The organism is Pararhizobium capsulatum DSM 1112, from assembly GCF_030814475.1.
GTDB lineage: Bacteria > Pseudomonadota > Alphaproteobacteria > Rhizobiales > Rhizobiaceae > Pararhizobium > Pararhizobium capsulatum.
The window spans coordinates 498800-513051 of the sequence record NZ_JAUSVF010000001.1 but is presented as its reverse complement, the minus strand read 5'-3'; the positions used below and the strand labels follow the sequence as shown (position 1 = coordinate 513051).

General features: G+C 60.1%; 9 protein-coding genes. 1 reads left to right on the top strand and 8 read right to left on the bottom strand.

Annotated elements, in window-relative coordinates; genetic code table 11:
• The first annotated feature begins 376 nt into the window (after positions 1–376).
• On the top strand, positions 377–3385 hold the full coding sequence (polA, locus tag QO002_RS02295; protein ID WP_307233087.1) for a DNA polymerase I: 3009 nt from the start codon (positions 377–379) through the stop codon (positions 3383–3385).
• A 23-nt stretch (positions 3386–3408) separates the two neighbouring features.
• Here polA and QO002_RS02290 read toward each other — a convergent pair whose 3' ends face one another.
• The 8 genes from QO002_RS02290 to QO002_RS02255 all read right to left on the bottom strand — a co-directional run bounded on the left by QO002_RS02290 (position 3409) and on the right by QO002_RS02255 (position 14196).
• Entirely contained in the window at positions 3409–4020 is a 612-nt protein-coding gene (locus QO002_RS02290; RefSeq protein WP_307226283.1) for a TetR family transcriptional regulator, read from the bottom strand.
• Between the two features lie 49 nt (positions 4021–4069).
• Positions 4070–7213 carry a multidrug efflux RND transporter permease subunit gene (locus QO002_RS02285; protein ID WP_307226281.1) on the bottom strand — a complete coding sequence of 1048 codons (3144 nt, stop codon included), beginning with the start codon at positions 7211–7213 and terminating at the stop codon, positions 4070–4072.
• Between the two features lie 10 nt (positions 7214–7223).
• Positions 7224–8495 (bottom strand): efflux RND transporter periplasmic adaptor subunit, encoded by a 1272-nt coding sequence (locus QO002_RS02280; protein ID WP_503128898.1) that lies wholly within the window; start codon positions 8493–8495, stop codon positions 7224–7226.
• A 254-nt stretch (positions 8496–8749) separates the two neighbouring features.
• Entirely contained in the window at positions 8750–9751 is a 1002-nt protein-coding gene (locus tag QO002_RS02275; RefSeq protein WP_307226277.1) for an ABC transporter ATP-binding protein, read from the bottom strand.
• A gap of 11 nt (positions 9752–9762) precedes the next feature.
• Positions 9763–10821: a Gfo/Idh/MocA family protein gene (locus QO002_RS02270; RefSeq protein WP_442417766.1), complete on the bottom strand. Its 1059-nt coding sequence runs from the start codon at positions 10819–10821 to the stop codon at positions 9763–9765.
• A gap of 2 nt (positions 10822–10823) precedes the next feature.
• The gene (locus QO002_RS02265) at positions 10824–11663 is read right to left on the bottom strand and encodes a carbohydrate ABC transporter permease (RefSeq protein ID WP_307226272.1); all 840 of its coding nucleotides are present in this window, start codon (positions 11661–11663) and stop codon (positions 10824–10826) included.
• Between the two features lie 11 nt (positions 11664–11674).
• Positions 11675–12625 (bottom strand): carbohydrate ABC transporter permease, encoded by a 951-nt coding sequence (locus QO002_RS02260; RefSeq protein WP_307226270.1) that lies wholly within the window; start codon positions 12623–12625, stop codon positions 11675–11677.
• Positions 12626–12936: 311 nt separating this feature from the next.
• The gene (locus QO002_RS02255; protein ID WP_307226268.1) at positions 12937–14196 is read right to left on the bottom strand and encodes an ABC transporter substrate-binding protein; all 1260 of its coding nucleotides are present in this window, start codon (positions 14194–14196) and stop codon (positions 12937–12939) included.
• Between the last annotated feature and the right edge of the window lie 56 nt (positions 14197–14252).

The window sequence follows — 14252 nt, the reverse complement described above, 5'->3', positions numbered from 1 at the left end:
GGGTTTTTGATCCCTGAACTTTTCCGATCGGGTTTGCGCCGATTCAATCCGGAAAAGTTCACAAAGAAAAACCGCCATGGCGGAGGCGGAGCCATGGCGGTTTCGGCATTATCTGGACAAAGGCCCGGAGAGGGGGATAGGCCTTTGTCCTGACATCTGACGCGGGCGGGGGACAGGCCACTTGCCAGACGACGGCGTGTTCGTTTGCCGTTGACCTAGATTTGTGTGTGCAAATGTGGCTTTTCAAGGGAAGCGGGCATTTTAGAAGGATTACAATTTCGTAACGTTCCCGTGAAGTTTTCTTCCGGCAAATTTCGGTCCGGCTGTGGCAATGAACGATGGACGCCCAAGGCGCCTCGCGCTATCCCTTGTCGCCATGAAAAAAGGCGATCATCTCTTCCTCGTCGACGGCTCCGGATTCATCTTCCGGGCGTTCCACGCTATTCCCCCGCTGAACCGCAAATCCGACGGATTGCCGGTCAATGCGGTCTCGGGCTTCTGCAACATGCTGTGGAAGCTTCTGACGGATGCGCGCGATACCTCGGTCGGCGTGACGCCCACGCATTTCGCCGTCATCTTCGATTATTCCTCGAAGACGTTCCGCAACGAGCTTTATGATCTCTACAAGGCGAACCGCACGGCACCGCCAGAAGACCTGATCCCGCAATTCGGGTTGATCCGTCATGCGACGCGCGCCTTCAACCTGCCCTGCATCGAGAAGGAAGGTTACGAGGCCGACGATCTGATCGCCACCTATGCCAGGATGGCGGAAGCAGCTGGCGCGGATGTGACGATCGTCTCCTCCGACAAGGACCTGATGCAGCTCGTCACGGCCAATGTGTCGATGTACGACAGTATGAAGGACAAGCAAATCTCGATCCCCGAAGTGGTCGAGAAATGGGGCGTCACACCGGACAAGATGATCGATCTGCAGGCGATGACCGGCGATTCGACCGACAACGTGCCGGGTATTCCCGGCATCGGCCCGAAAACCGCGGCGCAGTTGCTGGAAGAATTCGGCGATCTCGATACGCTGCTTGCCCGCGCCAGTGAGATCAAGCAGCAGAAACGCCGCGAAAACATCATCGCCAATGCCGACCTTGCCCGCCTCTCGCGCGAGCTTGTGACGCTGAAGGTCGATACGCCGATCGATGTCCCGGTGGAAAATTTTCACCTGGAGCCGCAGGACGGCCCCAAGCTCATCGCTTTTCTGAAGGCCATGGAATTCACGACATTGACCCGTCGCGTTGCGGCTGCAACCGAAACGGATGCCGATGCGGTGGCCCCGGCAAATGTTCCGGTCGAATGGCGCGCGCAAGCGCGTGGTCCCGATCTGGACAAGGGCGAAGCTTCATCTCCCACTCCTTCACGGGCCAGCGCCTCAGCTGAAAGCGCTGAGGATGCCGCCCAATCCTTTATCGCTGCCGGAAAAACGCCGACCGAGGATGCCGCAACCGCACAGTCGCTTGCGCAGGCGCGGGCACAGGCCTTCAGCACATCCGAGATCGATCATTCAAGCTACCAGACGATCCGCGATCTCGCCGCACTCGATGCCTTTATCGCCCTTGCTCGCGAAACCGGCATCGTCGCCTTTGATACGGAGACCACGTCGCTCGATGCTATGCAGGCAGAGCTTGTCGGCTTTTCGCTGGCCGTCGCCGATAATGCCCAGGACCCGACGGGAACGAGCATAAAAGCAGCCTATGTGCCGCTCATTCACAAGAGCGGCGTCGGCGATCTCCTGGGCGGCGGACTGGTCGAGAACCAGATTTCAACCCGGGATGCGCTCGACAGGCTGAAGGACCTGCTTGAAGACACGTCGGTCCTGAAAGTTGCGCAGAATCTCAAATACGATTACCTCGTGATGAAGCGCCACGGCATCACCGTGCAGGGCTTCGATGACACGATGCTGATGTCCTATGTGGTGGATGCCGGAGCCGGCACCCATGGTATGGATGCCCTCTCGGAACGCTGGCTGAACCACAAGCCGATCGCCTACAAGGACGTCGCCGGCAGCGGCAAATCCATGGTCACCTTCGACTATGTCGATATCGACCGCGCGACCGCCTATGCCGCCGAAGATGCCGATGTGACGCTGAGGCTGTGGCAGGTGCTGAAGCCCCGGCTCGCGGCAAGTCGTCTGAGTTCAGTCTATGAACGCCTGGAGCGGCCGCTGGTGCCAGTCTTGGCCCATATGGAAGAGCGTGGCATCAGCATCGATCGCCAGATCCTGTCGCGGCTCTCGGGTGAGCTGGCGCAAGGTGCCGCGGCACTGGAAGACGAAATCCACAAGCTTGCCGGCGAGACATTCAACATCGGATCGCCCAAGCAGCTGGGCGACATCCTCTTCGGACGCATGGGCCTGCCTGGCGCTTCGAAAACCAAGACCGGCCAATGGTCGACCTCTGCCCAGGTGCTGGAAGACCTTGCCACTGCCGGCCACGAACTGCCGCGCAAGATCGTCGACTGGCGCCAGCTGACCAAGCTGAAATCGACTTACACCGATGCCCTGCCGGGCTTTGTGCACCCGGAAACAAAACGGGTTCATACATCCTATGCCTTGGCCGCGACCACAACGGGCCGCCTCTCCTCTTCCGATCCGAACCTGCAGAACATTCCGGTGCGCACCGCTGAAGGCCGCAAGATCCGCACGGCCTTCGTCTCGACACCCGGCCACAAGTTGGTATCCGCCGACTACAGCCAGATCGAACTGCGGGTACTCGCCCATGTCGCCGATATTCCGCAGCTGAGGCAGGCCTTTGCCGACGGCATCGACATTCACGCGATGACCGCTTCGGAAATGTTCGGCGTGCCGGTCGAAGGCATGGCGAGCGTAATCCGCCGTCGCGCCAAGGCGATCAATTTCGGTATCATCTACGGCATCTCGGCCTTCGGCCTTGCCAACCAGCTGTCGATCGAGCGCTCCGAGGCCGGCGATTACATCAAGAAGTATTTCGAGCGTTTCCCCGGCATTCGCGACTATATGGAGCAGACCAAAGCCTTCGCCCGCGAAAACGGTTATGTCGAAACCATCTTCGGCCGTCGTGCGCATTATCCGGACATTCGTTCGTCCAACCCGTCGCTGCGCGCCTTCAACGAGCGTGCCGCCATCAACGCGCCGATCCAGGGATCGGCCGCCGACGTCATTCGCAGGGCGATGGTGAAGATGGAACCGGCGCTGGAAGAAGCGGGGCTTGCTGAGCGCGCCCGCATGCTCCTGCAGGTGCATGACGAACTGATCTTCGAGGTTGAGGACGCGGATGTTGAACGGACAATCCCGCTCGTCGTCTCGGTTATGGAGAACGCGGCAATGCCGGCGCTCGATATGAAGGTTCCTCTGAAAGTGGATGCACGCGCTGCTCATAACTGGGACGAAGCGCACTGAAATAACGCTTCCCGGCCGAATGCCTATGCTCCAACAGAACGAAAACTCGCGAAAAGATGCTGAAGGCCTTTCTTGCCCTCGGCCGGCAGGTCGAAACGGCGTCCGAACATGAGCCATTCACTGCACAGGCCTTTCATGGTCCAGCGCAAAAGGTTTGTGGCGGCCTGCGGTGTCCAGCGCGCATCCATCTGGCCTTTGCTGAGCGCGCGTTCGAAAGCCATCTCCAGAATCCGCGTATGATGATCATCGACTTCCTGCTGTCGTTCCAGAACAGGGGCAAGATCGCCGGAATAGTCGCAACGCAACAGGATCGAGAGAATACGCTGGCGCTGTTCGTCCGTGTTCATGATCTCCAGCCAGTCGCTCGCGCCACGCTCGATATCCCCGAGAATATCCTCGGCCTCGATCGTCGGCTCGATCATGTCTTCCTGCGGGATCTTTACGGTGTTGTAGAGTTCGAGGAAAAGATCCGTCTTGTTGGCGAAATGCCAGTAGATGGCACCGCGTGTGACGCCGGCGGCAGAGGCTACTTCCTCCATGGTCGCGGTGGATACACCCTTTTCATAGAAGACACGTTCCGCCGCGCACAGGATGTTCTGGCGCGTCTCCTCCGCCTCGGCCTTCGTTCTTCGCATGTTTCCTCCTATGGAAAGGCCCGCCGTTGACCGGCGGGCCGCTTCCCTGTCATTCCGCCGGAGCAGCCGGTGTTTCTGTCGGCTCGGTCTTCACATGCACGTCCTTCGTTCCGAAAATCCTCATCACGAAGACGAAGAAGACCGGCACGAAAAAGATCGCAAGGATCGTCGCCGAAATCATGCCACCCATCACGCCGGTACCGATGGCGCGCTGGCTGCCCGAGCTTGCGCCGGTAGCGATCGCCAGCGGCAGAACACCCAGCGTAAAGGCGAGCGAGGTCATCAGGATCGGGCGGAAGCGCAGATGCGCCGCCTCGATTGTGGCCTCCATCAGCGATTTGCCAGCCTCCATCTGCTCTTTGGCGAACTCGATGATCAGGATCGCGTTCTTGGCGGACAGACCGATAATCGCGATGAGGCCGACCTTGAAGTACACGTCGTTCGGCATGTCGCGCAGCGTGACCGCAAGAACCGCACCGATGACGCCGAGCGGCACGACCATGATGACCGAAACCGGGATAGACCAACTTTCATAGAGTGCCGCCAGGCACAGGAACACCAGAAGGCACGACAGCGCGATCAGGATCGGCGCCTGCGAGCCGGACTGGATTTCCTGTAGCGACTGACCGGTCCACTCATAGCCGAAGCCGGAGGGGAGCTGGGTCATCAGGCGCTGCATCTCGGCAATCGCATCACCGGACGAATAGCCCGGCTTGGTGTCGCCGCTGATGCGGATCGACGGATAGCCGTTGTAGCCGACCGTTTGCGTCGGCGCCTTTACCCACTCCACCGTGGCGAAGGAGGAGAGCCGCACCATGCCGCCGTTAGAGTTGCGGACGTTCAGATTAAGAAGATCCGAGGTCTGCATGCGCTTGTTCTCGTCCGCCTGTACCGTCACGCGTTGCATGCGGCCGGCATTCGGGAAGTCGTTGACATAGGACGAGCCGAGGTTGGTCGAAATCGTCGAGTTGATGTCAGCGAAGGTGACGCCGAAGGTGTTGGCCTTCTCGCGATCGATCAGGACATTCGCCTGGGCCGCATCCGGCATGCCTTCGAAGCGTACGCCGGCCAGCACCGGGCTCTGGGCCGCAAGACCGAGAAGCTGGTCGCGAGCCTGGGCCAGCGCCTGGTCGCCGAGACCAGCGCGGTCCTGCAGGCGGAACGAGAAACCACCCGTGGTGCCAAGACCCTGGATCGGCGGCGGCGACAGCGCAAACGAGATCGCATCCTTGATCTGGCTCATGGCCATGGTCGCGCGGCCGGCAATCGACTGGGCCGAGTTGTTGGCGTCGCGCTTTGCCCAGTCATCCAGCGTCACGAACGCGAGCGCTGCGTTCTGGCCGGCACCGAAGAAGGAGAAGCCGTTGATCGCGACGATCGTATCGACGGCCTCTTCCTTGCTGAAGATGCCTTCAGCGCTGGCGATAACCTCATCCGTACGGTGTCCCGTCGCTTCCGACGGCAGCTGCATCATGACGATGACGAAGCCCTGGTCTTCATCCGGAAGGAACGACGACGGCAGTTTCATGAACAGGTAGCCGAGACCGCCGAGGATGATCACATAGATCAGCATGAAGCGGCCGGCGCGGCGGATCAGCCATGAGACCGAGCCGCTATAGCCATGCGACGTCTTGTCGAATCCACGGTTGAACCAGCCGAAGAAGCCACGCTTGGCATGGTGATGACCCTTCGGAACCTGCTTCAGGAAGCTGGCACACAGAGCGGGTGTCAAGGACAGCGCCAGGAACGCAGAGAACAGGATCGAGACGACCATGGTCAGCGAGAACTGGCGGTAGATGACGCCGACGGCACCGGGGAAGAAGGCCATGGGAATGAACACCGAGGCCAGAACCAGCGTGATGCCGATGACCGCGCCGGTGATCTGCTTCATCGCCTTGCGGGTTGCTTCGCGCGGCGTCAGCCCTTCCTCGGACATGATGCGCTCGACGTTTTCAACAACGATGATCGCATCATCGACGAGAATACCGATCGCCAGCACCATGCCGAACATGGTCAACACGTTGATCGAGAATCCCATGCCGTACATGACCGCGCAGGTGCCGAGCAAGGCAACCGGCACGACGAGCGTCGGGATAACCGTGTAACGGATATTCTGAAGGAACAGGAACATCACGAGGAACACCAGCGCCACGGCTTCGAGCAGCGTGTGCAGCACCTTCTCGATCGATACCTTGACGAAAGGCGAGGTGTCGTAAGGGATGGAATATTCGAGACCCTGCGGGAAGTAGGTCGAAAGCTCCTTCATACGCTCCTGAATGGCAGCCGAGGTTTCCATCGCGTTGCCGGTTGGCGACAGCTGGACACCGATAGCGGCCGATGGCTTGCCGTTCAGACGCGTGGAGAAGCTGTAGCTTTCGCCACCGACTTCGACGCGCGCAACATCGCGCAGGCGCACCGCGGAACCGTCCGGATTGGCGCGCAAGACAATCGCGCCGAACTCCTCCGGCGACGTGAGCTGACCCTTGATGATGACAGGGGCGGCGATCTGCTGGGTGATCGGGTTCGGCTGCGCGCCGATGGAGCCCGCGGCAACCTGCGCATTCTGAGCGCCGATGGCCGCGGTCACGTCGCTTGCCGTCAGGTTGAGGCCAAGCATCTTGTCCGGATCGAGCCAGACACGCATCGAACGTTCAGTCGCAAAGAGCTGCGCACGACCCACACCCGGAACACGCTGGATTTCCGAGAGAACGTTGCGGTTCAGGTAGTCGCCAAGCCCGATGGCATCCATGGTGCCGTCGGTCGAGGTCAGCGCGATGATCAACAGGAAGCCGGACCCGGCTTCATCGACCTGTACACCCTGCTGCTTGACGCTGTCGGGCAGGCGCGGTTCGACGCGGCGAACGCGGTTCTGGACATCCACGGCAGCATCGCCCGGATCGGTGCCGGGCTGGAAGGTCGCGTTGATTTCCACCGAGCCGGAGGCGCTGGAGGTCGATTCGAAATAGAGCAGACCATCGATACCGTTCAGCTCGTCTTCGATCAGGCGCGTGACGCTCTGATAGGTATCCTGCGACGATGCGCCTGGATAGCTGGTATTGATCGAGATCTGCGGCGGCGCCACGTCCGGATACTGTGAAATCGGCAGCATCGGAATGGCGATGATGCCTGCGATCATGATAAAGATCGCAACCACCCAGGCGAAAATCGGCCTGTCGATAAAGAAACTGGGCATCCTGCGATCCTTACTTCTGCTCGGCCGGCTTTTCGCCTTCAGCCGGCGCGGCGGCCTTGTCGGCGCCCTCGGCTGCAGGCTTTACCACGTCACCGGCCTTTGGTTCGGCTGCAGCAGCAGCGGGTGCGTCACCGGCCGGCTTGGCGTTCGGATCCCATTCCGCCGGAACAACCGGAGCGCCGGGGCCGATCTTCTGGAAACCTTCGACGATAACCTTTTCATCCGGCTTCAGACCGCTTGCGACCAGCCAGCGATTGCCGATGGTGCGGCCCAGCATGATCGTGCGGAATTCGACCTTGTTTTCAGCCGTCACCACATAGACCAGCGACTGGCCACCGGCGTTGCGTTGGACGGCCTGCTGCGGAACCGCAATGGCATTCTTCTCGACACCCTGCTGGACCTGAACACGGACATACATGCCCGGCAGCAGATCGCCGTCCGGGTTCGGGAACTCGCCGCGCAGGGTTATCTGGCCGGTCGTTTCATCGACGGCAGCTTCGGAGAACAGCAGTTTGCCCTTTTTATCATAGGGCGTGCCGTCATCGAGGATCAGTTGTACCGTCGCCTCGTTCTTGTCGGTCATCATCTGGCCGTCCTGCAGCGCCTTGCGCAGGCGGATCAGATCGGTCGCGGGCTGGGTGAAGTCGGCATAGACCGGATCGAGCTGCTGGATCGTCGCGAGATTTTCCGTGCTGTTGGCGCTGACAAGCGCGCCTTCTGTGATCAGGGCACGACCGATGCGGCCGCTGATCGGCGCCGTGACGCTGGCGTATTGCAGATTGAGCTGTGCCGTGGCGAGGCCCGCCCGGGCGCCTGCCACATCCGCATCAGCCTGGGCAAGCTGGGCGATGGCATCGTCATAGGCCTGCAGGCTGGCGGCATTGGCCTTGCGAAGCTGCTCCTGGCGGTCCGCCGTCTGGCGGGCCTGGAGCTGAACGGCCTTGGCGCGGGCGAGCGTTGCGGCAGCACTATCGACCTGCACCTGGAACGGCGCCGGATCAATGCGATAGAGCACGTCGCCCTGCTTGACCACTGACCCCTGCTCGAACACGCGCTCCACTACAATGCCCGAAACACGCGGACGGACCTCAGCAACCCGGGTCGCGGCAATGCGCCCTGGCAGCTCGTTGATGATCGGCAATTCTTCAGCCTTGGTCGTCACGACAGCGACCTGTGCCGGAGGATAGGCAGGGGCAGCCTGCTGCTCCTCCTGTTTTTGACATCCAGCGAGGATCGCCAGGCTTGCCGCGGCAGCAGTCAGGATCAGTCGGTTCATCCGCATAGTCGTTTCCATATGAAAAACTCCGGCTCCATCATTTTCCGAAGAATCGGGAAATGTGACCGGAAGATCAAGAAATTCAAACTGATACGCCTTGCCGAACGGGTTTTTCAGCAGGCACGCCCAATTATACAAACAACTTCGTATGTTAAAAATTACGTCAAGGCAAGCCGATGACGCACCGCACAATAAAACGTTACCGGGCGACGCCTCGCAGCATCGCCCGGTAACAAAAGATGTCTCGGCCTGAATAGATATCAGCGCAGAACGCGGTCATCCGCACCGAAACGGTGCATCAAAGTGGTATCCGGCGATGCGTAGACGATATCGTCAACGGCGAAGCGATGCTCGCCGAAGAGACGGACTGTCAGCAGTCCCGTCATCTCGGTTTCGAGATAGACGATGGTATCGGCGCCGAGATGTTCGACATGGATGACCTTGCCCTTCCAGGTGCCGCTGTCGCGCGACAGCGTGATGTGCTCGGGGCGGATGCCGATGGTCTTGGCTTCCGTGTCGCCGAGGCGGGTAGCCTCGATAAAATTCATCTGCGGCGATCCTATGAAGCCGCCGACGAAGACGTTAGCCGGCCTATTATAAAGCTCCATAGGCGAGCCGACCTGTTCGATCTGGCCGGCATTCAGCACGACGATCTTGTCGGCAAGCGTCATCGCCTCGACCTGGTCGTGGGTAACATAGATCATCGTCGCCTTGAGGCTGCGGTGCAGGCGGGCGATTTCGAGGCGGGTGTTAACGCGCAAAGCGGCATCGAGGTTCGACAACGGCTCGTCGAACAGGAAGAGTTTTGGCTCTCGCACGATGGCACGGCCGATCGCGACGCGCTGGCGCTGACCGCCGGAAAGTTCGGCCGGGCGGCGGGCGAGATAAGGCTCCAGCGACAGCATGCCGGACGCCTTGGCAACCTTGGCATCGACTTCCGCCTTCGGCGCGCCCATCTGCTTCAGGCCAAGGCCCATATTGTCCTTGACCGTCAGGTGCGGATAGAGCGCATAGGACTGGAATACCATGGCGATGCCGCGCTTGGCAGGCGGCGTGTTGATCACCTCGGCGCCGTCGATCTGGACACTGCCGGAGGTGGCATCCTCAAGGCCGGCAATGACGCGCAGCAGAGTGGACTTGCCGCAACCGGAGGGGCCGACGAAGATCACAAATTCGCCGTCCCTGACCTCGAGATCGATGCCCTTCAGGACCTCATGGGTACCGAAGGCCTTGCGGATGGATTTCAGTTGAAGCGATCCCACGTAAGGCCCCCTTAAAGCTTGATCGGAAGACCGCTGCGCACGCTTTCATCTGCAGCCAGGCAGATGCGAAGCGACTGGACGGCATCGTCCATGTGGCGGTCGAGATTGATATTTTCGCGGATGGCCTTTAACACATAGGCCTGCTCGCGGTCGCAGAGTTCCTGATGGCCGGGCTCGCCGTCCATCTTCAGGTCCTCGTCCTTGCGCAGGAACTTGCCATCCGGGCCGGTTTCGGCCTTGTGAACCCGGATAACGGCCGTCTTCGTGTGAGTGTCGATATCATCGGACTTGGCATTCGGGTCCATGACGATCGAGACCGCGCCGTTCGGCGACATCACGTCCTTCACGAAGAAAGCGGTTTCCGAGATCATCGGTCCCCAGCCGGCTTCATACCAGCCGATCGAGCCATCCTCGTAGATCACCTGCAGATGGCCGTAATTGTACATGTCGGGTGCGATCTCGTTCGACAGGCGCAGGCCCATGCCGCGCACTTCGACGGGCTTGGCATCGGTGATCTGGCACATGACGTCGACATAGTGCACGCCGCAATCGACGATCGGCGGCGTCGTTTCCATCAGCGATTTGTGGGTCATCCAGGTCGGGCCTGACGACTGCTGGTTGAGGTTCATGCGGAAGACATAAGGGCCGCCGAGCTTGCGGGCTTCCTCGATCAACCTGATCCATGAGGGATGGTGGCGCAGGATATAGCCGACGACCAACTTCCTGCCGGCCTTCCTCGCTGCTGTCACGACGCGCTCGGCGTCCGAAACCGTGGTTGCCAGCGGCTTTTCTATGAAGACGTCGCAGCCGGCCTCGAAGGCCATGACGGCATAATCCGCATGGCTATCCGAATAGGTGCAGATCGAGCAGAGATCTGGCTTCACGTCGTTCAGGGCTTTTTCAAAATCCGGCAGGATTTCATAGCCGCCAAGCTCCGGCGCAAGCGTCGGCTTGCTGCGGTTGACGAGACCGACAATCTCGAAGCCCGGATTGTTGTGATAGGCCAGCGCGTGGCTGCGGCCCATGTTTCCAAGCCCGGCAACGAGAACGCGGATCGGTTTTTCTGGCATGCTCACTTGACTGCTCCTGCCGTAATGCCGCGGATCAACTGCCGCGAGAAGATCACATAGAGAATGAGGACGGGGAAGATCGCCAGCGAAAGAGCGGACAAGACCGCATTCCAGTTGGTGACAAACTGGCCGATGAAGACCTGGCTGCCGAGGGTTACCGTCTTGGTCGCCTCGCCGGGGGCAAGGATCAGCGGGAACCAGAGGTCGTTCCAGATCGGGATCATGGTGAAGACTGCGACCGTCGCCATGGCCGGCCGGATCAGCGGCAGCACGAGGCGGAAGAAGATCGCATATTCCGAAAGCCCGTCGATGCGGCCTGCATTCTTCAGATCATCGGAAACGGTACGCATGAACTCCGAGAGGATGAAGATCGCGAGCGGCAGCCCTTGCGCGGTGTAGACAAGGATCAGCGCCGTCAGCGTGTTGACGAGGCCGGCGGCGACCATGCCCTGCAGGATCGCAACCGTGCCGAGGCGGATCGGGATCATGATGCCGATGGCCAGATAAAGGCCCATCAGTGTGTTGCCGCGAAAGCGGTATTCAGACAGCGCGAAAGCCGCCATAGCACCGAACAGCAGCACGAAGAAGATCGCGACAACAGTGACGATCAGGCTGTTCTGGAAGTAGCCGACGAAATCACCCTGCTTGAGCACGGTCTCGTAGCCGATGAGGCTGAAGCTCTTGGTCGTCGGCGGCGACAACGGCGAACGGAAGATGGCGTTCTTGTCCTTGAACGAATTGAGGATCGTCAGCAGGACAGGAAACAGCGCGATAATCGTATAGCCGGCGAGCGCGATGTGGACAAAACCGGAGCGGAGCGGGGAGATACGGGCTTTGGACATCTCGGGCCTCCTCAGAACTGGTAGCGGCGGATACGCCGCTGGATGGTAAACAGATAAAACGAGACACCGGCGAGGATGATCAGGAACATCACGGTCGCAATCGTTGCGCCCATCGAACGGTCGCCAAGCTGAAGCTGGAACCCGAAGAAGGTGCGGTAAAGCAGCGTGCCGAGGATATCCGTGGAACCGTCCGGCCCCGCAAGGGCGCCCTGCACCGTGTAGATCAGGTCGAAGGCGTTGAAATTGCCGACGAAGGTCAGGATCGAGACCATGCCGATCGCCGGCAGCACCAGCGGCAGCTTGATCTTCCAGAACTGCGCCCAGCCGGTAATGCCGTCGCATTCGGCAGCTTCGATAACTTCATCGGGGATGTTGAGAAGTGCTGCATAGATCAACATCATGGGGATGCCGACATTTTGCCAAACCGAAATCAGCGACACCGTGATCAGCGCCGAACCCGGCTTGCCGAGCCAGGGGCCAAAGAGGGATTTGAGGCCGACGAGGTCCATGAAGAACGGGGTGATGCCCCAGATCGGCGACAGGATCAGTTTCCAGATGAAACCGACGATGACGAAGGACAGCAGCGTCGGCAGGAAGATCGCCGTGCGGTAGAAAGCCGCGAGCCGGAGTTTCGGGATCGACAGCATGGCAGCAAGCGCGATACCGAGCGGGTTCTGGACCAGCATGTGGATCGCGAAGAAGATGGTGTTGTTCTTCAGCGCATTCCAGAAATCATGCGCCCAGCGCTCCTCGCCAAACAGAACCTCGAAATTGCTGACGCCCACGAAGATGGACTGCCCGTCGACGGTATTGAACAGCGAAAGCCTGAGCGTCTCGACGAGCGGCAGGATCATGACTGCCGTGTAAACAAGAAAGGCCGGCAACAGGAAGACAGCGATGTGCCAGCGCCGGGCGCGGGGCACGATCTTCATTTCGTCTTCAGAAAATGTGGCGCTGCTCATGGCTCTGCCGCTCCGACCGGTTTGTTCTCTATTTCATCAATTATCTGCGATAAGCGAAGTGCTTGCGCCAGCGGTTTGCACCGCGCACGCTCTACGGCAGTTTCTTGCCGCCCACGCTTACGATTTCAGATTACATATTTTCGGCAGCACGCTTTGCTTTTTTGTGCGTGCCAGATGCTGCCCCTCATCCGCCCTTCGGGCACCTTCTCCCCGCGAGCGGGGAGAAGGGAGAAGCCACTGGACTCTGTAGTCGCCTCTCCCCGCTTGCGGGGAGAGGGCTAAGGTGAGGGGCAATGCCCCCGACCCGAACATTACTTCGCAGGCTTGTACCAGCTGTCGAGACCCTTCTGCAGCTTTTCGCCAGCAGCTTCCGGCGTATCCGTACCGTTGATCACGTTGGCGGATTCGACCCAGGTCTCGTTTTCGAGGTTCGGCGTGCCGCGCGACAGGATCTGGTAGGTCGAGCGGATCGTCGGCTTGCACTTTTCGCGCCAGGATACGAATTCCTGAGCGAGCGGATCGGCCATCTTTACCGCCGTCGAGTTCAGGCTGAAGAAGCCCGGCAGCGAGTTGGCGTAGATATCGGCGAATTCTGGCGAAGCGATCCAGGACAGAAGCTTCTTGGCTTCTTCCGCATGGGCGCTCTTGGCGTTCAGGCCGACACCGATGTCGTTGTGGTCTGAGATGTAGCAGGTGTCGCCAGCGGTCTTAACCGGCGGCGGGAAGGCGCCCATCTTGAAGTCTGCCTGGCTGTTGAACAGGCCGATTTCCCATGAGCCAGCCGGATAGATCGCAGCGCGGCCGAGCGTGAAGAGGTTCTGGCTGTCCGGATAGGTCTGGGCTTCGAAACCGTCGCCGAGGTAATCCTTCCACTTGGCGAGAACCTTGTAGGGCTCGACCCAGTCGGCGTCGGTCAGCTTCTGCTCGCCCTTGATCAGAGCGGAGCGGCCTTCTTCACCCTTCCAGTAGGTCGGGCCGATGTTCTGGTAGCCCATGGTTGCAGCTTCCCAGAGATCCTTCGTGCCCATGGCGAGCGGGATGTAGGTGCCGTCAGCCTTGATCTTGTCGAGAGCTGCAAAGAAATCGGCTTCGGTTGCCGGGATTGCGATGCCCAGCTTGTCGAAGGCGTCCTTGTTGTAGATGAAGCCATGAATAACCGAGGCCATCGGCACGCAGAAGGTCGCTGCACCATCGTCCGTCGTCCAGGCGGACTTGGCGACGGGGGAGAAGTTCTCCATGCCCGCAAGACCGGTCAGGTCAGCAAGATGCTTCTTGTTGTAGAGCTCAAGCGAGGCATCGAACGGACGGCAGGTGACGAGGTCGCCTGCCGTGCCGGCATCGAGCTTGGCGTTCAGCGCGGCGTTGTATTCAGTCGGCGCGGTCGGTGCGAAAACAACCTTGATGCCAGGGTTCTTGGCTTCAAACGCCGGGATCAGTTTTTCCTGCCAGATCGACAGGTCGTCGTTGCGCCAGCTTTCGATGGTCAGCGTCACGTCTTCTGCGTGGGCCAGCCCGGCGGAGCCGAGGATGCTGGTCGCAAGCAGCAGACCTTTTAGGGTAGTGCGGGTCATTACGTTCTCCCTTTTATAAGCGCCGGCTTGGCGCGTTTTGGAACCCAGTCTTCCTG